The 21,185-nt window shown below is 35.9% G+C and carries 17 protein-coding genes, 5 tRNA genes and 1 pseudogene; 20 read left to right on the top strand and 3 right to left on the bottom strand.

All coding sequences use genetic code 11. The features are described 5' to 3' along the window. Positions 1–3: 3 nt before the first annotated feature. The 13 genes from hisD (at position 4) to ACPUVN_RS12175 (ending at position 8,439) form a co-directional block, all read left to right on the top strand. Positions 4–1,332 (top strand): histidinol dehydrogenase, encoded by a 1,329-nt coding sequence (gene hisD / locus ACPUVN_RS12115; RefSeq protein WP_426369181.1) that lies wholly within the window; start codon positions 4–6, stop codon positions 1,330–1,332. A 3-nt stretch (positions 1,333–1,335) separates the two neighbouring features. Continuing rightward, positions 1,336–2,484 (top strand): histidinol-phosphate transaminase, encoded by a 1,149-nt coding sequence (hisC, locus tag ACPUVN_RS12120; protein WP_426369182.1) that lies wholly within the window; start codon positions 1,336–1,338, stop codon positions 2,482–2,484. A gap of 1 nt (position 2,485) precedes the next feature. Then, a complete protein-coding gene (gene hisB, locus ACPUVN_RS12125) occupies positions 2,486–3,556 on the top strand; it encodes a bifunctional histidinol-phosphatase/imidazoleglycerol-phosphate dehydratase HisB (RefSeq protein WP_426360057.1) in 1,071 nt (356 codons plus the stop codon). Further along, positions 3,556–4,191 (top strand): imidazole glycerol phosphate synthase subunit HisH, encoded by a 636-nt coding sequence (gene hisH, locus ACPUVN_RS12130; protein WP_426369183.1) that lies wholly within the window; start codon positions 3,556–3,558, stop codon positions 4,189–4,191. The genes hisB and hisH overlap by 1 nt, the downstream gene beginning before the upstream one ends. Beyond that, positions 4,188–4,925: a 1-(5-phosphoribosyl)-5-[(5-phosphoribosylamino)methylideneamino]imidazole-4-carboxamide isomerase gene (hisA, locus tag ACPUVN_RS12135; RefSeq protein ID WP_426360055.1), complete on the top strand. Its 738-nt coding sequence runs from the start codon at positions 4,188–4,190 to the stop codon at positions 4,923–4,925. The genes hisH and hisA overlap by 4 nt, the downstream gene beginning before the upstream one ends. Before the next feature lie 36 nt (positions 4,926–4,961). After that, the gene (gene hisF, locus ACPUVN_RS12140) at positions 4,962–5,738 is read left to right on the top strand and encodes an imidazole glycerol phosphate synthase subunit HisF (protein WP_426360054.1); all 777 of its coding nucleotides are present in this window, start codon (positions 4,962–4,964) and stop codon (positions 5,736–5,738) included. Beyond that, entirely contained in the window at positions 5,732–6,352 is a 621-nt protein-coding gene (gene hisIE / locus ACPUVN_RS12145) for a bifunctional phosphoribosyl-AMP cyclohydrolase/phosphoribosyl-ATP diphosphatase HisIE (RefSeq protein WP_426360053.1), read from the top strand. Before hisF ends, hisIE begins: the two co-directional genes overlap by 7 nt. Before the next feature lie 664 nt (positions 6,353–7,016). Then, entirely contained in the window at positions 7,017–7,514 is a 498-nt protein-coding gene (locus tag ACPUVN_RS12150; protein WP_426360051.1) for a GNAT family N-acetyltransferase, read from the top strand. A gap of 363 nt (positions 7,515–7,877) precedes the next feature. Beyond that, positions 7,878–7,954: transfer RNA gene (locus tag ACPUVN_RS12155), tRNA-Met, on the top strand. Between the two features lie 11 nt (positions 7,955–7,965). Then, a tRNA-Leu gene (locus ACPUVN_RS12160) sits at positions 7,966–8,050 on the top strand. A 40-nt stretch (positions 8,051–8,090) separates the two neighbouring features. Beyond that, positions 8,091–8,165, top strand: a tRNA-Gln gene (locus tag ACPUVN_RS12165). A 78-nt stretch (positions 8,166–8,243) separates the two neighbouring features. After that, positions 8,244–8,318 (top strand) — tRNA-Gln (locus ACPUVN_RS12170). Positions 8,319–8,354: 36 nt separating this feature from the next. Next, a tRNA-Leu gene (locus ACPUVN_RS12175) sits at positions 8,355–8,439 on the top strand. A gap of 79 nt (positions 8,440–8,518) precedes the next feature. On the opposite strand, the gene ACPUVN_RS12180 is transcribed toward ACPUVN_RS12175, so the two are convergent. Beyond that, the gene (locus ACPUVN_RS12180; protein ID WP_426369184.1) at positions 8,519–9,700 is read right to left on the bottom strand and encodes an FAD-dependent monooxygenase; all 1,182 of its coding nucleotides are present in this window, start codon (positions 9,698–9,700) and stop codon (positions 8,519–8,521) included. A 337-nt stretch (positions 9,701–10,037) separates the two neighbouring features. On the opposite strand from ACPUVN_RS12180, the gene ACPUVN_RS12185 reads away from it, so the two are divergent. Both ACPUVN_RS12185 and ACPUVN_RS12190 read left to right on the top strand, forming a co-directional pair. Further along, entirely contained in the window at positions 10,038–10,484 is a 447-nt protein-coding gene (locus tag ACPUVN_RS12185; protein WP_426360047.1) for a hypothetical protein, read from the top strand. A gap of 28 nt (positions 10,485–10,512) precedes the next feature. Continuing rightward, positions 10,513–13,269 carry a hypothetical protein gene (locus ACPUVN_RS12190; protein ID WP_426369185.1) on the top strand — a complete coding sequence of 919 codons (2,757 nt, stop codon included), beginning with the start codon at positions 10,513–10,515 and terminating at the stop codon, positions 13,267–13,269. A gap of 134 nt (positions 13,270–13,403) precedes the next feature. On the opposite strand, the pseudogene ACPUVN_RS12195 reads toward ACPUVN_RS12190, so the two are convergent. Beyond that, positions 13,404–14,356: pseudogene (locus ACPUVN_RS12195) on the bottom strand (IS30 family transposase). A 305-nt stretch (positions 14,357–14,661) separates the two neighbouring features. On the opposite strand from ACPUVN_RS12195, the gene miaB reads away from it, so the two are divergent. The 5 genes from miaB (at position 14,662) to lnt (ending at position 20,160) form a co-directional block, all read left to right on the top strand. Further along, the gene (miaB, locus tag ACPUVN_RS12200) at positions 14,662–16,119 is read left to right on the top strand and encodes a tRNA (N6-isopentenyl adenosine(37)-C2)-methylthiotransferase MiaB (protein ID WP_426360044.1); all 1,458 of its coding nucleotides are present in this window, start codon (positions 14,662–14,664) and stop codon (positions 16,117–16,119) included. A 111-nt stretch (positions 16,120–16,230) separates the two neighbouring features. Next, a complete protein-coding gene (locus ACPUVN_RS12205; protein ID WP_426370566.1) occupies positions 16,231–17,211 on the top strand; it encodes a PhoH family protein in 981 nt (326 codons plus the stop codon). A gap of 15 nt (positions 17,212–17,226) precedes the next feature. Then, a complete protein-coding gene (gene ybeY, locus ACPUVN_RS12210) occupies positions 17,227–17,667 on the top strand; it encodes an rRNA maturation RNase YbeY (RefSeq protein ID WP_426369186.1) in 441 nt (146 codons plus the stop codon). A 43-nt stretch (positions 17,668–17,710) separates the two neighbouring features. Then, the gene (locus ACPUVN_RS12215) at positions 17,711–18,589 is read left to right on the top strand and encodes an HlyC/CorC family transporter (protein WP_426360042.1); all 879 of its coding nucleotides are present in this window, start codon (positions 17,711–17,713) and stop codon (positions 18,587–18,589) included. A gap of 20 nt (positions 18,590–18,609) precedes the next feature. Continuing rightward, the gene (lnt, locus tag ACPUVN_RS12220) at positions 18,610–20,160 is read left to right on the top strand and encodes an apolipoprotein N-acyltransferase (protein WP_426369187.1); all 1,551 of its coding nucleotides are present in this window, start codon (positions 18,610–18,612) and stop codon (positions 20,158–20,160) included. Between the two features lie 61 nt (positions 20,161–20,221). Here lnt and ACPUVN_RS12225 read toward each other — a convergent pair whose 3' ends face one another. Then, entirely contained in the window at positions 20,222–21,184 is a 963-nt protein-coding gene (locus tag ACPUVN_RS12225) for a diguanylate cyclase (RefSeq protein ID WP_426360039.1), read from the bottom strand. Position 21,185 lies beyond the last annotated feature (1 nt).

Consider the following 21,185-nt stretch of genomic DNA (forward strand, 5'->3'; position numbering starts at 1 on the left):
ATCATGAAATACCCAATAGTTAATTGGTCTTCACTTGATCAAAAGGCACAGCAACAAGCTTTAGCTCGTCCAGCTATTGCTGATAGTGCGACCTTATCAGCTCAAGTTGCTACGATCCTTGATCTAGTTAAAACCCAAGGCGATAAAGCATTATACGACTTAACTGAAAAGTTTGACGGTATAGCGCTAAGCACTTTAGCTGTTTCACAAAAACAAGTATTAGAAGCTAAACAAGCGCTTTCACCAAAACGTTTAAAAGCAATTGAAACGGCTTACGGTCAAATTAAACGTTTTCATGAAGCACAAAAACATGAAGACATTGCCGTAGAAACAACACCAGGCGTTAAATGTGTTTTGAAATCTGAAGCCATTGAAAGTGTTGGTTTATATATTCCTGCAGGAAGTGCTCCATTACCTTCTACCGTATTAATGTTGGGTGTTCCGTCACAAATCGCAGGTTGTAAAAGAACGGTTTTAGTTTGTCCTCCAGATAAAAATGGCAAGCTAGCTAATGAAATTTTAGCAGCAGCGAACTTATGTGGTATTACAGAAATATACACAGTAGGTGGTGCACAAGCTTGTGCAGCATTGGCTTTTGGTACAGAAAGCATTAAACCTGTACATAAAGTATTCGGTCCTGGTAATAAGTTTGTGACTGAAGCTAAAAAGCAGCTATCACAACAAGTAGCTGGTTTTGCTATTGATATGCCTGCGGGTCCGTCTGAAGTATTAGTGATTGGCGATGAAAACAGTAACCCTGCTTTTATTGCTTCAGATCTTTTATCGCAAGCTGAACATGGTCCAGATAGCCAAGTTATTTTAGTATCAGACAGCGAGAAATTATTAGCCGCTGTTGATAGCGAACTTCAAAAACAAGTTAAGTTATTAAGCCGTAACTCAATAGCAACAGTTGCTCTTGAACAAAGTCGTTTAATTTTAACTGAAACAATTGCACAAGCCGTTGAAGTATCAAATGAATATGGTCCAGAGCATTTAATTGTTCAAACCGATAATGCTTCGTCATTACTTTCAAGTTTACGTAATGCTGGCTCTATATTTGTTGGTGCTTATACACCAGAGTCTGCAGGTGATTACGCAAGTGGTACTAACCACGTGCTACCAACCTATGGTTACGCAAAAGTGGTAAGCAGCTTGTCTTTAGCTGATTTTTCTCGACGCTTTACCGTGCAAGAAATAACACGTTCTGGTTTAGCTAGCTTAGCTGAATGTATTATTGAACTAACAGATGCTGAAGGTTTAGACGCTCACCAACGTGCTGTGACTATTCGTTTAGAAGCTGATAGTGATATTAATAGTGAGAGTGGACAATAAATAATGACTAGCTCGAATAAAAACTCAATTGTAAACAAGCTCGCTAGAGATGAACTGGTTAGTATGATCCCATACGAATCGGCGCGTCGTTTACATGCGGGCAATGGCGAATTTAACAATAAAACATGGTTAAATGCGAATGAAGCTTCTGGCTTAGGTGAATATGAACTCAGTGCTGATTGTGTTAATCGATACCCTGACTTTCAACCTGTATCACTCATTAGTGCATACAGTGAATATAGCCAACAGCCTAAAGCAAACATATTAGCTACACGTGGCGCAGACGAAGGTATTGAATTAATTATACGTACCTTTTGTAAAGCTTATGAAGACAGTATTCTTATATGTCCGCCAACGTATGGTATGTATGCTATAAGCGCAGAAAACCATGGTGCTGGTATTATTCGAGTTCCGTTAATTAATAACGAACTTGATATGAAAAATATTGAGCAAGAAGTTGGAAACGCTAAAGTTGTGTTTTTATGTTCTCCAGGTAACCCTACAGGGAATATTTTACCTCAAGAGCAAATCGAGCAAGCATTAAACCTATTTAAAGATTCCGCTATGGTTGTTGTTGATGAAGCTTATATTGAGTTTTGTGCAGATACATCAGTATCAAGCTGGATAGCTAAATACGACAACTTAATTATTTTAAGAACCTTATCAAAAGCTTTCGCATTAGCGGGATTGCGTTGTGGTTTTACTTTATCTAACCCTGAAGTCATTACAATGCTAAGCAAAGTGATTGCTCCCTACCCTATTTCTGCACCTGTTGCCGAACTAGCAAGTAAAGCATTACAAAATGAAAACTTAGCGCGAGTAGCTAAACGAGTAGAAAATACAAATGCATTGGCTGAAGATTTATCATCATGGTTATCTCAGCAATCATGGTGTAGCAAAGTATTTCCTACAAACGCTAACTTTGTATTATTCAAAACTACACATAAAAATTTCATTTTTAATCTTTTAGTAGAAAAAAACATCTTAATTAGAGATCAATCTAAACAACCACAATTAGCTGGTTGTTTACGTATTAGTATTGGTAGCCCCGAAGAATTAATGGCTCTTAGACAAGTCATAGAAACAGGCTTTGCAGCCTTATCTTCAAATTCTAGCTTAACGAACGAGTCACAAGAGGTTTCAGAGAAATAACATGGCAAAACAAAACATATTATTTATTGATCGCGACGGTACATTAATAGAAGAACCTATTACTGATAAACAAGTAGATACTTTAGAGAAATTGGTATTCGAACCTAATGTGATTCCAGTGTTATTGAAATTACAAAGTAAAGGCTACCGTTTAGTTATGGTATCGAACCAAGATGGTTTAGGTACTGACAGCTACCCACAAAGCGACTTTGATTTACCTCATAACAAAATGATGGATATATTCTCTTCTCAAGGCGTTATTTTTGATGACGTTTTATTATGCCCTCATTTTGATGAAGACAACTGCACTTGCCGTAAGCCTAAGTTAGGCTTGGTGAGTGAATACTTAAAAGCGGGTAAAGTTAACTTTGCTGACTCTTATGTAATTGGCGATCGTATTACTGACATTCAGTTAGCCGAAAACATGGGCATTACAGGTATTCAGTACAATCCAAAAACATTAAACTGGAATGATATTGCTGAGCAACTACTCGTTAAGCCTCGTAAAGCAAATGTAACTCGTACCACTAAAGAAACTGATATTAACATTGCCGTTAATTTAGATTCACCAGTTGGCACTAAAATCGAAACTGGCTTAGGCTTTTTCGATCATATGTTAGAGCAAATATCAGCTCACGGTGGATTCTCTTTACAAGTCAATGTTGATGGTGATTACCATATTGATGAGCACCATAGTGTTGAAGATACAGCATTAGCTTTAGGCCAAGCATTAAAAGAAGCTTTAGGCGATAAACGTGGTATTGGCCGATTTGGCTTCGTACTTCCGATGGATGAATGTAGAGCTGAATGTTCTATCGATTTATCAGGTCGTCCTTGGTTAGCCTTTGATGCTAAATTTACTGATGATCGCGTTGGCACGATGTCGACTCAAATGGTTTCTCACTTTTTCCGCTCATTAGCAGACGCTATGGCAATTACTCTTCACTTATCAACAACTGAAGGTAACTGTCATCACCAAGTAGAAAGCTTATTTAAAGTATTTGGCCGCGCATTACGTCAAGCAATTGAAGTAAAAGGCGATGTATTACCGAGCACTAAAGGAGCTTTATAGTGACTTCAGGAGTAAACAGCCAATTAAACGTTATTGTAGATACTGGCTGTGCCAACCTATCTTCAGTAAAGTTTGCTGTTGAACGTATAGGCTTAAAAGCATTAATTACTGACGATGTTGAAATTATAAAGTCTGCTGACAAAGTAATTTTACCTGGTGTTGGCAATGCTAAACATGCCATGGCTAACATTCATCAGAAAAACTTAGCGCCTACTATTCAAAGCTTAACTCAACCTGTTTTAGGTTTTTGTTTAGGTATGCAATTAATGACTGAAAGCTCACACGAAGGTAACTTCTCTGGCGAGTTAGAGATTATTGATTGTTTGAACTTAATACCTACTCAAGTAAAACCACTTGAGTCTGCAGGCTTACGTTTGCCACACATGGGCTGGAATACGCTAACGTCAGTTATCGACCATCCTGTTTTTCAAGGTATTAGCAAAGGCGACTATTTCTACTTTGTTCATAGCTTTGCTGTTCCTGTAGGTGAATATACTGCGGCTGTTTGTGAATATGGTACTGAATTTTCAGCAGCCATAGCTAAAGACAACTTTATTGGTTGTCAATTTCACCCTGAACGTTCAGGTAATGCTGGTAGTAAAATTATTAAGAATTTCTTGGAGATGAAGGCATGATGATCCCCGCAATAGACCTTATTGATGGTCAAGTTGTTCGTCTATACCAAGGCGATTACCAACAAAAAACAAATTACGTTTACACAGCAAAAGAACGCCAAGACTTGTACGCACAAGCGGGCGCAACGGTTATGCACTTTGTTGATTTAGATGGCGCGAAAGATTCAACTAAACGTCAGTTAACTTTACTCAAAACTTTAGTAAACCACGAAACCATGACGATTCAAGTAGGTGGTGGTGTACGTTGTAAAGAAGACGTAGAACAGTTATTGGCTGTTGGCGCTGACCGTGTTGTTATTGGCTCTTTAGCAATAAAACAACCTGAGTTAGTGGCTGATTGGATCAAAGAATTTGGCGGTGAAAAAATTGTTTTAGCGTTAGACGTTAAAATTGATGAGAAAGGTAATAAAACTTTACCGACTCATGGCTGGATAAAAGACAGCGGCGTTAACCTAGAAGATTTATTAGAACACTATCAAGACGCTGGCTTAAAACACGTACTTTGTACAGACATCAGCAAAGACGGTACTTTATCAGGCTCAAACGTAACTATGTACTCTGAGTTATGTGCACAATATCCTGAACTTGATTGGCAAGCATCTGGTGGTATTGGTTCGTTAGATGATATTACCGCCTTAATTCCAACAGGCGTTAGCGGCGTAATTTTAGGTCGTTCATTACTTGAAGGTAAGTTTACTTTAGAAGAGGCAATCGCATGCTGGCCGTCAAAGTAAAAACTTTAGTAGCTAAACTATTTGAAGGAGTTATTTATGCTCGCTAAAAGAATAATCCCTTGTCTTGATGTTAAAGACGGTAAAGTAGTTAAAGGCGTTAAATTTCGTAACCATGAAATTATTGGTGACATTGTTCCTCTAGCTGAACAATATGCAAAAGCAGGTGCTGACGAATTAGTTTTTTACGATATTACAGCAAGTGCTGATGGCCGTGTTGTGGATAAAAGCTGGGTAACTCGTATTGCTCAAGTTATCGATATTCCTTTTTGTGTTGCTGGTGGTATTAAAACTGAAGCTGACGCACAACAAATATTAAAAATGGGTGCTGACAAAATTAGCATCAACTCCCCTGCTTTAATGGATCCTTCATTAATATCGCGCTTAGCCGATCAATTTGGTCAACAATGTGTGGTTGTTGGTATCGATAGTTTTTTCAATGAAGAGACAAACGAATATCATGTTTATCAATTTACAGGTGATGAATCACGTACACAAAAAACATCATGGACCACTTTTGAATGGATCAAAAAAGTTCAAGAATTAGGTGCTGGTGAAATTGTTTTAAATTGCATGAACCAAGATGGTGTTCGTAAAGGTTACGACATTAAACAACTTGAGCAAGCTCGCGCTGTTTGTAATGTGCCTTTAATCGCTTCTGGTGGAGCTGGAGAAATGGTGCATTTTAGTGATGTATTTCAACAAGCCGATGTTGATGGTGCTTTAGCTGCCAGTGTTTTTCATAAAGGCATCATCCCTATCTCTGACTTAAAAGAGATGCTCAAACAAAACAAAGTTGAGATCAGAATATGTTAGTTACATTAGAAAATAGCCAAGAACTCGCTTGGGACAAAATGGATAACCTATTACCTGCCATTATTCAAGATGCCGCAACAGGTGCTGTATTAATGCAAGGTTTTATGAATGAAGAAGCATTAAACGCGACATTAACATCAGGTAAAGCCACCTTCTTTAGCCGTTCTAAGCAACGTTTATGGATGAAAGGCGAAAGTTCAAACAACACCTTAGATGTGCAACAAGTATTAGCCGACTGCGATAAAGACTGTTTATTAATTGCTGCTAATCCTAATGGCCCTACTTGTCACCTAAATACAACTTCATGCTTTCCTGAAGAGAAGCTTAGCCAACAAAACTTTTTAAGCCACTTAGAACGTTTTGTAGATAAACGCGCTAATGATCCAATAGAAGAAAGCTACACAGCAAAGTTATTATCACGTGGTACTAACAAGGTTGCTCAAAAAGTAGGTGAAGAAGGCGTTGAAGTTGTAATAGCTGCGCTTGCTGAAACCAAAGAAGACTTTTTAGGCGAATGTGCTGATTTGTTTTATCACACATTAGTACTCTTAAAAGATCAGAATGTTGAGCTTTCAGAAGTTATGGAAGTATTACAACAAAGACATAATAAATAAACTGGACTATGAATAAGTAATTATTCCCAGTACAGATATCATCAAAGGCACTTTTTAGTGCCTTTTTTATTCTCTTATTATTTAGATCTTAAACTTTCCTACTAGCAATTAGCATTAAAGAAATATTTAATGCTATTGTGATCTATACGCTTCTAATAAAAAGCTATCACACATAATCTAATAACAAACCTATGTTATACCAAACGGATTAATTTATTGCTCACTTAGCGAGAATTTAAAGGCTTAGAGGCACAGGTTCATAGTTCCATACTGAACCTAAGCACCTACATCCATGTAGGCGAGGCATTGATTGAAGAGAATGGTTATTCTCGGTAACTGCTCCTGCGTTACCCTAATGTCCTACATCCATGTAGGAACCTTGTCAAAATCAATAACGCGGCATATGAGCCTTTAAATTCTCGCCCTTCGGGAGCTCATTAGCAAACTGATAACATTACAAAATTAAAAAAATATAGAATAACTATGTTTAATCAATTTTGCTTGTTCTAAGCTTGCTAATGTAGCTCTAAGTTGCTCAATAAATTAATCCGTTTGGTATTAGCTAAAGTTAAGTCATCACCCAACCTGACGTTTAAAGCTGTATTTATAAAATCACTACCTTTATGATAATCTCAATTTAATAAAGAAACTCGCGGAACATTACATGCAGCCAGATCTAACATGGTCTACTAAACCCTTTTCAAAATTATCTACAGATGAACTGTTCGATATATTAAAACTTCGTGTTGATGTTTTTGTTGTTGAGCAAGCTTGCTATTACCCTGAGCTTGATGAACATGACAGACATCCAGAAACCTTACACTTTTTTGCTTATATCAATGAAAAAGATAATGAAGCACAACCCAGTAACCCAATAGCGGCTTATTTACGTATTTTACCTAAAGGTACGAGTTACGATAATTATATAAGTATGGGCCGTGTTGTTGTGTCTCCTGCTTATCGTGGATATAAACTAGGTCATTTACTGTTAAAAAAAGCTTTAGAGGTTTGTAAAACTAACTTTCCAGGGCAAAGTATAAAAATATCAGCCCAAGAGCACCTAGAAGCTTATTATCAGCAATATGGCTTTGTTACGGTTTCTGATATGTATTTAGAAGATAATATCCCGCATATTTCTATGTTATATAAAGTAGAGCAATAATAACTTTTAACTGAAAATCACAATTCACTTTCTTAGATAGTGAATTGTGATTTATGTAAAAAAACCAAATAAATAAAGAGTCATTAAGATAAGTTCGAAATAACTCAACAATTAACCTATTATTATTAACAGATAACAAAGTGGCTGAAATAACAGTTAATCGCTAAATAGTTCTAAGTTGAGGTTAACAAATAAGCAGCTTCAATTTAATGGCTGTTTACAAGGGATATAGCGGACAGTTTAACAACAAATCGAACACAGTTTGTTCAAACAGTTAAAAAGTGTGTTTTTTTATAAAAAAACGGTTGACGTAGGTCAACGAGATTTGCATAATACGCGCCACTTGCTCAGGCAGGTTGGTTAGGCTACATAGCTCAGTTGGTTAGAGCACATCACTCATAATGATGGGGTCCCAGGTTCGAGTCCCGGTGTAGCCACCATTTTTTGAAATGCGGGTTTGGCGGAATTGGTAGACGCGCTGGATTTAGGTTCCAGTATCGCAAGATGTGAGAGTTCAAGTCTCTTGACCCGTACCATTTCAAATCGCAACGTTAGTTGCAAAGTAAGTTACATTGCAGGGGTATAGCCAAGCGGTAAGGCAGCGGGTTTTGATCCCGTCATTCAGAGGTTCAAATCCTCTTACCCCTGCCACTTTCTTTGAAGATTCTTTTATAAAAAATCCATCATATAGAATAGTTGTCTTGTAATTTACATTTTTGAGTTTTCTGCAGGGGTATAGCCAAGCGGTAAGGCAGCGGGTTTTGATCCCGTCATTCAGAGGTTCAAATCCTCTTACCCCTGCCACTCTAAAGCTTAAAAAATAAAAATTAGTTTAATAATGCGGGTTTGGCGGAATTGGTAGACGCGCTGGATTTAGGTTCCAGTATCGCAAGATGTGAGAGTTCAAGTCTCTTGACCCGCACCATTAAATGACTAATTAAAATCCCTCCCTTTAAAATCATCTTGAATAAAATTTACATATCCATTCAATAAAAATTATTACCTTATAAACCACATGCATACGCCAGTGCTTTGTTTTTAATAGCACCTGAGTGATTGGCTAATAGCAATCCTACATTACGAACAACTTTAGCAATGGTAGATGGGTGACTAAACGAGCTATATAGCATATCCATTGTTGTCATCATCATTAAGTTGTCTGTTCTTCTTTGTTTTTCATAACGAGCAAGAACATTAATATTAGACCAAGACTCACCATTACCTATAGCCTTTGCGATTATATGCTGAAGTGCCTTTACATCTTTAAAGCCAATATTGACTCCCTGTCCTGCCATAGGATTAATGGTATGAGCCGAGTCGCCTAGCAATAACACTCTATTTTTTTGATAAGTATTTGCATGCTTACGTGTTAGTGGAAATGCGCCTTTATCAAGCACTTTTATTTTTCCTAAACGAGTGGGAAAGTGCTGCATAATTTCTGCTTCAAGCTGATGGTTACTTAATGAGGATAAACGTTTAATCTCACTTTTTTGATGATACCAAACGAGAGATGCATAGCCGCCTAATTCACTTTCCCCGCTCAATGGCAACATAGCAACAGGACCCGTTTCATAGAATTGTTGCCAAGTAATATTTTGCTGAGGTAATTGTGTTTCAACATTTATCAACATAGCTGATTGATTATAGTCCCAACCAGTAACGCCAATGTTAGCTAATGATCTTACTTTGCTATTAGCTCCATCGGCTGCCACTAGAAGCTTAGCCGTTATGGTTTCACTTTCCAATTCAACAATGACTTGTTCGCTATTTTGTGTAAAAGATATAAGCGTATCAGGACAAAAGGTAGTGATATTATTATTGCTCGATATTACTTCCCATAATGACAATTGAATCAATTTATTTTCAACGATATGGCCTAATATCGACTGCTCAATATTTTTAGCATCAAACTCTGTATATGAAAGTTCAGTTTCCCAAACGCCTAGTCTAGAATAAGGGCACATTCTTTTTTGTGATAGAGACTGCCAAACATCAAGCTGCTCTAGTAATTGTTGCGTAGCTACTGAAATTGCTGAAGCTCTTAAATCAAAAGATGATTGAGCTGAAAAAACCTGACAAGGTGACAATTCAACAATAGCAATTTTCAAACCTAAATTTGCCAAAGCTACAGCAGATGCTGCACCAATCATTCCACCACCAATCACTACACAATCAAAATTTTTCATATTTAAAATCTTCAGCTTATTAATAACTATATTTTAACTAACCTTCTGTGTTTATACGATGATTAAATAAAAGCGCCACTCAATAAGCTTATATAACTAAAATAAGTAGTATTTAGTATTCATTTTAATATACTTTACAAAGGTATAGTCGCTACAAATATATATTACATATAATGGCTTAATTTGGTTGATAAAGTATTCTCTGAGATATAAGGGCTCTTATCGTGGTAAGTAATATACAACCCTGTAATCTAAAAATGCGATAATACAATTAATTATCGATAAAAATACCGAAAACTCTCCAAACCTAATAATAATGAATACCAAAGGAATAGAAATGAGTCATTTAGATGAGAAATTACAAATAGCAGAAGACATTAATTTAACGTTTGATCTAACCGCAAAGCCTAATACATCAGATTTAAAAGCTCATGAAGACCGTGCAGTAATTGCTAATTTACGAGCAGACCTAGTCCTCCCTAACAATAAAATATTAACGGTAGATATAGATTTTAACGCTACAAGTGGCTACCATAACACCACAATGATGATTATGGATGATTTTGGCGTTGAAATGCTCGCAGCAGGATTTGAAACAAAATATGGCAAAGAGTACGCCGATAAAATACGTCAAACATGGGCAAATAAAGAACTTCCATCGGACCCAAGAAAACCAACCTATTTATTGGTACAAAAGCCTATTAATGAAAACAAAATGCCTAGTGTTTTTGCTGTTTGTGGTAGAAAAGATCATATTAATACCTCACCACTTGCCATCGTTTAAATCTATATTTAATAAGTGGCTGATTATATTGCCGCTTATTATATTTCTATACTCTTCTTTATATAATACTGTTCAAGCAGAGTCTAATGAGTCAATTTTAAGTTACCTTAAAGTTAGTGGCGTCATTGAAGATGAAAATAATTATATTTGGTTTTCTGGACAAAATACTTTAGCTCGATTTGATGGTACTGATCTTATTCATTTTTCTAATAATAATGAAAAATGGAATATACCTTATACATGGATATTTGATGTTATTAAGGATGGTGATGATTTTATAGTTACCACAAACACATCTGAAATATGGCGACTTAACCCTAGAACAGCTAAAACAATCAAATTAAATATTAATCAAGATCATATTTCTACTCATAAAACAGCTATTTATAAAGGAAATTATTATTTCAAAACCACAAAAGGTGAAATTTATGTATATTCGCAAAAAAATAAAACAACAAAACTTTTAGTCGATGAAATAAAAACCTCTGCTTTAAAAAACACTAAAGATAATTTATACACAGCAGGCTTTAGTGGGTTATTTAAGTTAGAAAACGATAGTTTTACTCAGCTACTTAAAAATAAAGTATCATCTATTACTCCAATTAACGATGGAGTATTAGTCGTTACTGACGCCTTAATCTTGTACCTAGGTGATGATGGCTCTCGTCATGAAATACCCAACACTCAAAAACATGTTATCAGTACAAAATCAAACGATGGTCATGCTATTCTTTTAAGTAAAGAAGGAGTCATATCAAAAATAGCGATTCCTTCATTAATAAATATCACACATAATTATCCTGAAATAGAGTCAATGATCCCAAGAGATTTGATTCAAGCAGAATCAAATACTATATGGCTTGTCAGTAATAAAGGCATACAAAAAATATTTCCTTCTGTCGTTAAAAATCATCCAAAAATTTATAATGTGGCAGATAATGCTAATGAAATAGAAGTATTTAATAATGAAGTGATTATTGGTACATATGGTGATGGTATATATAAAGCTTTTAATAATGGTAAAAACATATCAGAAAAAATTAATCCATCACTAACCTTGTTGGGTAAAAGAACAATGGATTTACTAGCAATAGATGATGCTTTGTATATTGCAGCTTTTGATGGTTTATGGGTATATAAAAAAGACTCTAATACTGCAAAGAAAGTTGATTTTATCGATAATAATCAAATCCTATTAAAATTGACTAAAAAAGACCATCTTCTCTATATTGCCACAGATGGAAATGGTTTCTATATTTATAATCTGAAAACTCAGCGAATTATTGATCATATCAGTTTAAGAGAAGGTATCAAAAACCCAGAAATTATTGATATTTTGACCTTAGATAACAATAATATTTGGTTAGCAACTCCCGATGGAATTGAAATTTATAACCGATATACAAAAACCAACCGTCAATTAAAGTTATCGGTAAAAAATAAAGTTATCTCGTTCGCTACACATAATAATAAAGTTTATGCGGCAACCAAAGGTAATGGGATTTTTGTGCTAAATTTTCATGGCGATGTCTTATCACAAATAGCTGAAGACGTTAGTTTTTCAATGATAAATGTTATTGCTGATGAAGTTTGGGCTCCTGCAGCACAGGGGTTCTATCGTATAAATACTCATGACGATTCAATATCATTAATACCAAACACTGAGAAATATAACTTTACCGATGCTCCAGTCATACTTAACAGTAAAATATTTGTGCCTCACCATACGGGGTTACTCGAAATCCCTCTCACTAAAGTAGCTAAATATAACCCCAAAATTGTTATCAGTCAGGTAACAGTGTCAGGTAACACACAATTATTTAATGATGATATTAATGTAGGCTCTGAAAATGATGTGGTTTCTATTAATTTAGCAAGCTTAGATTTTCGTCCAGGTAAAGATAAACAATTTAAATACCAAATAAATAGTGGTGAATGGCAGAGTATTTATGGTAACCAATTAACCTTAACAGGCCTTGAATCAGGCATATATAAACTAGCCTTCAAAGGGACAAATAGCTTAGGGCAATGGAGTGATAATGTAACCTTTACGGAAGTTAATGTCGCTTACCCTTGGTATTTAACCCCTCAAATAAAAGTGCTTTATATTTTCAGTATCAGTTTTATTTTTATTGCTGTTATTTGGTTAACCTATTTAAGATATCGCTCTATAAAACATATACATACTATTTTATCGAATAATATAAAAAGCCACGGTAAAGTTACCTTTAATGTAGAGCGTAACTTACTAAAAGCTAAAGGCTTACTTTATAACTTAGAAAGCTTGCCTGCAGGAAATCTGTATCAAGTTTCAAGTATTATAAATAAATGTATACATTCATTAGCACAAAATGAAAATGAAGAGGAGCCTAACACTAACAGAGGTAAGTCTTTAGAAGTTGCACTTCCTTATTTTGTTGATTATATACATCAAAAGTATCATTCAAATGTTCAATTAGAAATTGAGATGTCAGAATCGACACTCAATTTAGAAATGCAAGCAGACATCTATAAAATTATTTACGAAACCATTACATCTACTATTATGAATGGTAGCGGAAGAAACTTTGAAATTAGCTTAGAAGAGTTCAAACACAAAATATGGCTAACCATTACGAATGATGAAAATGGTTTTTCTAAGTTTAAAAACAAAGTTAACTTTGATATGTCTATGTACTACATTCGACAAATAGCCAATAAACACAATGCCTCTTTCAATGTTTTCAATACAGAAAATTCGAGTAGTCAGCTTGTTATCAGTATTCCTTTAATGAGTATTTCATAAGGGTTATTTTTAACCTGTAGAACCTCATATCGTGAAACAATACTATTTAACTTACTCAAAGATATTAAACTTCTCTGATGTGATTATGCACTTAGTTACATCTTAGTATCAAGTTTGAAGTGCAACAAAAGTAGTTATTCATAAAAACATTCCTCCGGTGTTTTATAACCAAGTCGCTTCCTTGGTCTTGCATTTAATTTAGCAGCGATGATATTACATCGCTGTTGAGTTAATCCTTTCATTGATGTTCCTTTTACCAAATATTGTCTAATTAACCCGTTAGTATTTTCGTTGGTTCCACGCTCCCTGGAGTGATGTGGGTTAGCAAAATAATAAGGGCAGTTAGTTGCTTCTTCAACTTTCTTATATTGATGAAACTCGGTGCCGTTATCTGATGTGATGGTTTTAAATTGCTCTGGCATATTACTCATTAGTTTTATCGTTCGCTTATTGGTTGACTTGGTTGTCCTATCGTTTAATTGGCCTATTAAGGTGTAGCCAGTTTTTCGCTCAACCAGTGTAACGATACAATGTTTAGAGCCTTTTCCCATGACAGTATCTATTTCCCAATGACCTTTTTTTTACGCGTTTCTCCCTCGCTAGGGCGTTCAGCTATATTGCATTTATCGGCAAGTCTGCCGCGGCTATCATAAGCCTTATAACGTTTACGTCTTCGTTTTTGAGCGCAGCGCAATTGCTTCCATAACAAGCCACCTTTCTTTTTATCACGCCAAATATATCGGTAAATAGTTTCATGACTAAAGCAACGCAACCCTTGTCGTTTCAAGTGACCGGTAATTTGTTCAGGACTCCACTGTTTACGTAAAAGCTGTCGTACAATCGCGTAATCTTTTTCAGTAAAATGCTGATTTCGCCTTGAACGACTGCGCCGTGCTCTTGTCCGTCGCTGTGCTTTTATGGGACGATATGAGCCGTCTTGATGCCAACAAGTGTTACGATTTATCTCGCGATAAATCGTACTTCGGTCTCTATTCATTGCTTTTGCAATGTTAGTAAAGCTTAGGCCTTGCCTTTTTAAGGCGGCTAACGTATATCTATCACCTTCGGTGAGCTGCTTGTATTTCATAGTGTTTTACTTCTTGGCGGGAGCAAAAAACTAAGAATATAGCAGTTCATCGTTTTTATTAAATTGGGTGTCGCACTTAGTATATGAATTCGGCCATAATAAAACGGAGACGTGAAATAATAAACAGAATAAAATCCAACTGATCCACAATAAAATCACACCTCATTACAAACCTTTAGAAGAAAACATAATTCGTTTGAACAAATTTTCCTCTACAAAGAATAACAACCCTAGCGTCTCATCTAAAGAAAGAGTAAAATACGACTCCTTTTTTAAAATCACTATTGAATATTAGGCAAGTATTAATGAGTAAAAAGCTTTACATCAAAACATGGGGCTGCCAAATGAACGAGTATGACTCGCAGAAAATGGCTGAACTTTTAGATTCAACTCATGGTTACGAGTTAGCAGACGAAGCTGAGGATGCTGACGTTATTTTATTAAATACTTGTTCAATACGTGAGAAGGCTCAAGAAAAAGTATTTCATCAACTCGGTCGTTGGAAAAACCTTAAAGTCACCAATCCTGATTTAGTGATTGGTGTAGGTGGCTGTGTAGCTTCGCAAGAAGGTGACGCTATCCGTCAAAGAGCACCTTATGTTGATATGGTTTTTGGTCCGCAAACTTTACATAGACTGCCTGAAATGATCCAACAAGTAACAGGCGATAGAAGCCCTGTTGTTGATGTGAGCTTTCCTGAAATAGAAAAATTTGACCGTTTGCCTGAACCTAAGGCTGACGGCGCTACAGCTTTCGTATCAATTATGGAAGGTTGTAGTAAATACTGTACTTTCTGTGTTGTACCTTATACTCGTGGTGAAGAAGTTAGTCGCCCACTTGATGATGTTCTATATGAAGTAGCACAACTTGCTGAGCAAGGCGTACGTGAAGTTAATTTATTAGGACAAAATGTAAATGGTTTCCGAGGTGAGTCTCATGACGGTAGCATTTGCCGTTTCTCTGAATTATTACGTTTAATCGCAACAATAGATGGTATTGATAGAATTCGTTACACAACATCTCACCCTATCGAATTTACTGATGATATTATCGAAGTATATAAAGATGTGCCTGAGTTAGTTAGCCACCTGCACTTACCTGTACAAAGTGGTAGCGATAGAATTTTAGTACAAATGAAGCGTGGACATACGGCGTTAGAATACAAGTCTCAAATACGTAAATTGAAAAAAGCGCGTCCTGAAATCTGTATGTCATCTGATTTTATTATTGGTTTCCCTGGTGAAACTGATGACGACTTTAACGCAACAATGAAATTAATTACTGATATCGATTTTGATTTAAGTTTTAGCTTTATTTATAGCGCTCGTCCAGGTACACCAGCAGCTGATTTACCTGACGATGTTTCAGATCAAACAAAGAAAGATCGCTTACAGTTTTTACAAGACACTATCAGTAATCAAGCATTACGTATTGCACGTCAAATGTTAGGTACTGAACAACGTATTCTTGTTGAAGGTCCATCGAAGAAAAATCCTATGGAGCTTCGTGGTCGTACTGAAAACAATCGAATTGTTAACTTTGAAGCACCGCATCATGTTATTGGACAATTTGTTGATATTAAAGTGACTGACGTTTACTCAAACTCCTTACGTGGTGAGTTAGTAAGAGAAGAAAAAGACATGGGATTACGTATTGCGCTTTCTCCTGCTGATATTCTTGCAAACAATCATCACCAACATGCTAAACAACATACTGATGTAAATAGCACTAACGACATTGGCGTAGGTACTTTTACACCTTAATCACATAGTAAACTTAACTTTTTTTGGACCGTTACTTTGAGCACAAATAGCAACCACATACTAACATTAGAACCAGAAGACAATTCTCGTCAGGCTTCGTTATACGGACCTATGGACGGTAATTTAAAAACACTTGAAAGACGTTTAGGCGTTGAAATAAGTTATCGTGGTAATCAAATTAAAATTGTGGGTAAAGAAAGTAATTGTTTAGCAGTTAGTAACATACTAAAAGATTTGTATGTGGAAACCAGTACCGTTAAAAACAAGCAACAAGATATTACTGATGAAATGGTGCACCTTGCCATCATTGGCTCTAGCGCTTTAGAGCAAGAGCCTAACAGCAGTAAACTTGATGTTAATTTTGATAAGTTAATTACTATTAAAACAAAACGTGGTGTGATCAAGCCACGTAATGAGAACCAGCAAAGTTACGTACATAACGTTACAACTAACGACATCAGTTTTGGTGTTGGCGTTGCTGGTACAGGTAAAACTTATTTAGCTGTAGCTTGTGCTGTTGAAGCTTTGGAAAGACAAGAAGTTAGACGTATTCTACTTACTCGCCCTGCTGTTGAAGCAGGTGAGAAGTTAGGTTTTCTTCCTGGTGATCTTTCACAAAAGGTTGACCCTTATTTACGCCCTCTTTATGACGCTTTATTTGAAATGTTAGGTTTCGAGAAAGTTGAAAAGCTTATAGAACGCAACGTTATTGAAGTTGCTCCTCTTGCTTATATGCGTGGACGTACACTTAACGATGCTTTTATTATTCTTGATGAAAGTCAGAATACGACCGTTGAGCAAATGAAAATGTTTTTAACACGTATAGGTTTTAATGCCCGTGCGGTGATCACAGGTGACATTACACAAGTAGATTTACCTCGTGGTCAGAAGTCAGGTTTACGCCATGCAATTGAAGTTTTAGAAGACATTCCAGGTGTTAGCTTCAACTTCTTCGATTCAAAAGATGTTGTACGACACCCAGTTGTTGGAAGAATAGTTGATGCTTACGATGCTCATGAAAAGAAAATGAATCGTTTAAAAGCAGAAAAAGATGCTATTGCCGCTGAAAATAGAGCCAAGGCGCAAAGTTAATGGCTGTATTTTTAGATGTTCAAATTGCCTGTGAAGAAAAAAAATCTACCTTCAACAGAGCAACTCCAATTATGGGCAGAAACCGCATTATCTACACTTGAAAACGATCCTGAATTAACTATCCGACTCGTTGAGTCTCAAGAAAGCCAAGAACTTAATCATCAATATCGTCAAAAAGAGAAGCCGACTAACGTGTTGTCTTTTCCTTTTGAAGTACCTGAAGGCATTGATCTTAACTTATTAGGCGACCTTGTTATTTGCTCTGATGTTGTTAATCAAGAAGCTAAAGAACAAAATAAACAAAACCTCGACCATTGGGCTCATTTAGTTATTCACGGATGCTTGCATTTGTTGGGTTACGACCATATAGAAGAAGATGAAGCTGTTGAAATGGAATCACTTGAAATAAAACTATTATCAACTCTTGGTATAGACAATCCTTACCAAGAAGTATAGATTTCATACTTAAAACATTAATTATAGGATGTAGTAAAACTCTATGGGCGAAGACAACCCCCACTCTAGTAACGGTTCTTCAAATAAGTCATTGTGGTCAAAAGTAGCACAAGTATTTACAGGGGAGCCGAAAAATAAAGATGAGTTAGTTGAAGTACTCAACGACGCAGAAGATCGAGAGTTAATCAGACCAGAAACAAGATTAATGATCAAAGGTGTTTTAGAAGTATCTGATATGCGTGTACGAGATATCATGATACCAAGATCACAAATGATCACACTCGATATTAATGATTCTCTTGAAGAATCTATTCCTAAAATAATTGAATCTGGACATTCTCGATTTCCTGTTATTAATGAGGATATTGATAAGATAGAAGGTATTCTACTCGCCAAAGATTTGTTAATTCATGCATTTCAGCCCCAAGACAACGAATCAACTATAGCGACGGTTATTAGACCTTCGATTATGGTACCTGAAAGCAAAAAAGTAGAACCTTTATTAAAAGAATTTAGATCACAACGCTATCATATGGCCGTTGTGGTAGATGAATATGGTGGTGTTTCAGGTGTAGTTACCATTGAAGATATATTAGAGCTTATTGTAGGTGAAATTGAAGATGAAACCGACGATGCTATAGAAGAAGATATCAAGCATCTTGCCGGGCAAGTTTATCAAGTAAAAGCCCTTACCGAGTTAGATGATTTCAACCAATACTTTAACACCAATTTTACCGGTGAAAACGCAGATACCATCAGCGGAATTATTCTTAATCAATTTGGTCACATGCCTAAAAAAGGTGAAACGGTGACGGTTGATGAATTTGAATTTAAAATCACTGCAGCAAATACTCGTCGTATTCAAACAATTCAGGTCACCACGGCTAAAGATCATGAAATAAACGGGAAGAATACTGATTAGCAATAATCATATGGACATTCATGTTTTCAACCTTAATCAAATCTTTAAAAACCTTTCTAATAACACCTAATCATTGGCTCAGCTTTATTGCTGGGCTAAGTTTAGTATTTGCTTACGCACCATTTTCTTTATGGTGGTTGCCCTTTATCAGCATCCCTCTTTGGTTTTTCATCCTCAAAGATTGTTCCATAAAAAACGCAACCAAACATGGCTTCATCTTCGGCTTTGGTTGGTTTGCTAGTGGTATAAGTTGGGTGCATGTAGCTATCGATCAATTTGGTGGACTACCGCTTGTAATATCTGTTTTATTGATGATATTGCTGTGTTTATACTTAGCCTTGTTTCCCGCATTAGCCAGCTATTTATCCGCTAAACTGTCTACTACTAAACAAGCCAACTTATGGCTGTTCTCAGCTTTTTGGTTGTTCACTGAGTATTTACGCGGTGTATTTTTAACGGGCTTTCCTTGGTTGTCTTTAGGCTATACACAAATAGATAGCCCATTAGCTAGCCTTATTCCTATTACGGGCGAGTTTGGATTAAATTCAATTGTATTACTCTTGTGCATTGCTATACATCAGTTAATACAACGCAAGAGCCTTCTTTTATCATGCAGTATCATAATCTCGTTTGTGGTGGCGAGCTTAGTTTTAAATGATAAAGCATGGGTCACTCCAACCGATAAGACGGTAAAAGTAGCTTTAGTACAAGGTAATATAAAACAAGAGCTTAAGTGGGAGCCAGATCAAGAATGGCCAACCATGCTGAAATACTTAGATTTAACACGAGTAAACTATGATGCTGATATTATTATTTGGCCAGAGTCAGCCATTACTGCTGTTGAACCTTTAGCACAAGAGTTTTTAGAGTTAGCGGATAAGTCTGCGGCTTTACAAAACAGTACAATCATTACAGGTATTTTGAATTACAATTTCAAAAATAAAGAATACTTTAATAGCTTAATTACTTTAGGGAAAAAGCACCAAGCAGATAAACAAGGAAGCTATGAATATAATGCTGATAATCGATATTCTAAATATCACTTGTTACCTATAGGTGAATTTGTTCCTTTTCAAGAATGGTTAAGACCTATCGCGCCTTTGTTTAATTTACCTCAATCATCTTTTTCAGAAGGCGATTATGTTCAGCCTAATTTAATAGCCAACGATATTCATATATTGCCTTTAATTTGTTTTGAAATCGCTTTTCCTGCGCAATTAAAAGCAAACTTTCAAGCAACAACAAATATATTACTAACGGTAAGTAATGATTCTTGGTTTGGTAATTCACATGGACCACATCAGCATTTAGATATTGCTAGAATGCGAGCAGCCGAGTTTGGCCGCCCGTTACTTAGAGCAACCAATAATGGCGTTACGGCGGCAGTAGACCATACAGGTAAAGTGATTAATGTTATTCCACAGTTTACTGAGGAAGTATTAAGAGCTGAAATAATGTTAGTTGAGGGAGAAACACCTTACGCTTTATGGGGTCAGTTCACCCAATGGCTATTTGCGTTACTAACATTACTTATATATTTAGTTAGTCGTTTTTCTAAAAGCTCAAAATAAAAAACCTTATATTCGATAAAATATAAGGTTTATTTGACGCTTATTACAAACAGATTGATGATTAGATTTTTGCTTGCAAGCTTACTTTATTTCGCCCTGTTTCTTTAGAACGATATAACGCTGTATCTGCATGTTCAATCCACTCTTCATAAGTTTTAATCGATGGATTAATCTCTGCAATGCCTAAGCTAATGGTATATGTTAAATCAATATCATTATGTTTAACGATAGACTGAGCAACTTCTTTACGTAATCTTTCAGCAAATATTAGTGCATTTTCTATTGGTGTATCTGCTAATAAAACCACAAACTCTTCACCACCATAACGCCCAGAAATATCAGTTTCTCGTCCATGCAGTCTAATTAAACCCGCAAGGTGTCGTATTACATCATCTCCTACAGTATGTCCGTAGGTATCATTTACATTTTTAAAATGATCAATATCTAAAATCACCAAGCTGCTTGGACTCTGACTACGTGTCCAGCGCTTAAATTCAGCTTGTAAACATACTTCCCAGTGACTTCTATTAAATAGTTTAGTTAAACCATCAGTTTGGCTTAGAACGCCTAATTCACCATTAAGCTTTTCAAGTTCTTGCTTGTTAATTGCGTTATCTGTTACATCGTAAATCAATAAACATAAATGAGTCACCAAACCTGTTGACGACATTAAAGGAATGAATGTCGTATTTTGGTACATGTAATCTGCAGAACCTGTGATAGGTCTGTAGTTTTGAAATTTAAATAAGTAAGGTCTTTGTTCCCAAATAGTAAAAGCTTTATTCTTAAGTAAGAAAACCGACTCGGCTTTACGCTTAAACCAATCCTTTGGGATTTCATCAAATAATGAAAAAAGCTCTTTATCTTTTACTTCTCGAGGTAACAAGCCACTGTGGTTTTCCATAAAACCATTCCAGATCTGAATTTTGTACTGACGGTCAAGGACAACTAAGCCCACATCAATCGTATGGAGCATTTCCATAAGCCAATGTAATTCATTAATTTGTTCAGTTTCGAGGGACATA

This window comes from Pseudocolwellia antarctica (genome assembly GCF_049933045.1).
Lineage (GTDB): Bacteria > Pseudomonadota > Gammaproteobacteria > Enterobacterales > Alteromonadaceae > Pseudocolwellia.

Excerpts from the sequence above, each read along its gene's own strand:
- hisA (WP_426360055.1), top strand. The coding sequence starts at position 4,188 with ATGATGATCCCCGCAATAGACCTTATTGATGGTCAAGTTGTTCGTCTA.
- hisF (WP_426360054.1), top strand. The coding sequence starts at position 4,962 with ATGCTCGCTAAAAGAATAATCCCTTGTCTTGATGTTAAAGACGGTAAA.
- ACPUVN_RS12205 (WP_426370566.1), top strand. The coding sequence starts at position 16,231 with ATGGACGGTAATTTAAAAACACTTGAAAGACGTTTAGGCGTTGAAATA.
- lnt (WP_426369187.1), top strand. The coding sequence starts at position 18,610 with ATGTTTTCAACCTTAATCAAATCTTTAAAAACCTTTCTAATAACACCT.
- hisIE (WP_426360053.1), top strand. The coding sequence starts at position 5,732 with ATGTTAGTTACATTAGAAAATAGCCAAGAACTCGCTTGGGACAAAATG.
- ACPUVN_RS12150 (WP_426360051.1), top strand. The coding sequence starts at position 7,017 with ATGCAGCCAGATCTAACATGGTCTACTAAACCCTTTTCAAAATTATCT.
- hisD (WP_426369181.1), top strand. The coding sequence starts at position 4 with ATGAAATACCCAATAGTTAATTGGTCTTCACTTGATCAAAAGGCACAG.
- hisC (WP_426369182.1), top strand. The coding sequence starts at position 1,336 with ATGACTAGCTCGAATAAAAACTCAATTGTAAACAAGCTCGCTAGAGAT.
- ACPUVN_RS12185 (WP_426360047.1), top strand. The coding sequence starts at position 10,038 with ATGAGTCATTTAGATGAGAAATTACAAATAGCAGAAGACATTAATTTA.
- hisB (WP_426360057.1), top strand. The coding sequence starts at position 2,486 with ATGGCAAAACAAAACATATTATTTATTGATCGCGACGGTACATTAATA.
- ACPUVN_RS12180 (WP_426369184.1), bottom strand. The coding sequence starts at position 9,700 with ATGAAAAATTTTGATTGTGTAGTGATTGGTGGTGGAATGATTGGTGCA.
- ACPUVN_RS12215 (WP_426360042.1), top strand. The coding sequence starts at position 17,711 with ATGGGCGAAGACAACCCCCACTCTAGTAACGGTTCTTCAAATAAGTCA.
- miaB (WP_426360044.1), top strand. The coding sequence starts at position 14,662 with ATGAGTAAAAAGCTTTACATCAAAACATGGGGCTGCCAAATGAACGAG.
- ACPUVN_RS12225 (WP_426360039.1), bottom strand. The coding sequence starts at position 21,184 with ATGTCCCTCGAAACTGAACAAATTAATGAATTACATTGGCTTATGGAA.
- ybeY (WP_426369186.1), top strand. The coding sequence starts at position 17,227 with ATGTTCAAATTGCCTGTGAAGAAAAAAAATCTACCTTCAACAGAGCAA.